Annotated in this window: 1 protein-coding gene; it reads left to right on the top strand. The window is 42.1% G+C overall.

Features of this window, described 5'->3' with window-relative positions; all coding sequences use genetic code 11:
• Positions 1-67: 67 nt before the first annotated feature.
• Entirely contained in the window at positions 68-1,285 is a 1,218-nt protein-coding gene (locus F6K46_RS39685) for an IS4 family transposase (RefSeq protein ID WP_293068984.1), read from the top strand.
• The last annotated feature ends 194 nt before the right edge of the window (positions 1,286-1,479 follow it).

Below are 1,479 nucleotides of genomic sequence, written 5' to 3' on the forward strand. Positions count from 1 at the left end.
CAATACGGTTCGGTTAAGCTTGAAAAGCATGTAAACTGGTAATTGTCATCAAGGTGCGAAGGGCAAAATGCAACTCAAAGAATTCTCCTTGGTTGTACCGAAGATTGAATCAGGTACAGTACTCAAAGCTTTAGAAGCAGCGATTCCATCGTCAGCAATAGAGCAGGCGATTGCGGATACAAAAGCCAAAGAAGAGCGCAGGCGAGCTTTACCTTCACATTTGGTTGTCTGTTTAATCATTGCCATGAGTTTATGGTCAAAAGCTTCTATGAGAACAGTACTGAAAAATCTAGTAGATGGTTTGAGTGAAGCTTGGGTGAGAGTGGGGAAGTATTGGCGAGTACCTTGTAAATCCTCAATTACTGAAGCACGACAAAGAATAGGGTGTCAGGTAATCAGTCGTCTTTTCCATTCAGTAGTAAGTCCTTTAGCAACAGTTGACACACCAGGAGCTTTTCTTGGAGGACTGCGAATAATGGCAGTAGATGGCACATTATTCGATGTACCAGATACCGATAAAAACGCAAGGGTGTTTGGATATCCTGGTAGTCGTCCTGGTACTCAAACCGCCTTCCCCAAAGTCCGCTTAGTGCTACTAATTGAAGCCGGAACGCATTTAATCGTTGATGCGTTAATCTGTCCATACCGCATTGGTGAGCGAGTTAGAGCAAAAAAGTTACTACGGTCAGTAATGGAAGGAATGTTGTTGATGTGGGATAGAGGACTACATTCTTATGGAATGGTAAGAGCAACCCTTGGCCAAAAATGTGATTACTTAGGACGAGTGCCAAAAAATGCCAAATTCAAGGTAGAAAAAGTTTTGGCAGATGGTTCTTATCTATCGTGGATTACCCCTGATCGTAAATCCAAGAAAAAGGGTGGTACGAAAATCCTAGTACGAGTCATTGAATATACCATTGATACTGATGGAGAGCCAGAAATTTACCGCCTTATTACTAGTTTGACAGATATGGCTTTATTCCCGGCTTTATTACTGGCGATTGAATATCATCAACGTTGGGAAGTAGAAAATACTATTGATGAACTCAAAGTTCACCTTAATGGTCGCAAAACTCCAATTCGCTCCCTAAACCCTCGTGAGGTAGTTCAAGAAATTTACGGTTGGCTTCTTGGTCATTGGGCTGTACGTTCCCTAATGTATCAAGTGGCCGAGCGTGCTCAAATCTCCCCTTTACGATTAAGTTTTACCGGAACCCTTAATGTTGTGCGTCGTGCCCTTCCTAAATTTCAACGTCTTGAGCCAGAAGAAGTCCCTTTTTTTTAACCTGGCTAATGACAGAAATCTTTGACGAGCAGATCCCAGAGCGCGAAGGAAGAAGTAACCCGCGAGTAGTTAAAAAAACTAGAGCTAAATTTCCTTCCAAGAAACCAATACATAAAGGAATTGGAGCCAAAAGTGAAACACGAACATTCTATGTAATCAATACTGCTTAGAGCTTAACCGAACCGTATTGAGAG

Source organism: Moorena sp. SIO3E8 (genome assembly GCF_010692445.1).
Lineage (GTDB): Bacteria > Cyanobacteriota > Cyanobacteriia > Cyanobacteriales > Coleofasciculaceae > Moorena > Moorena bouillonii.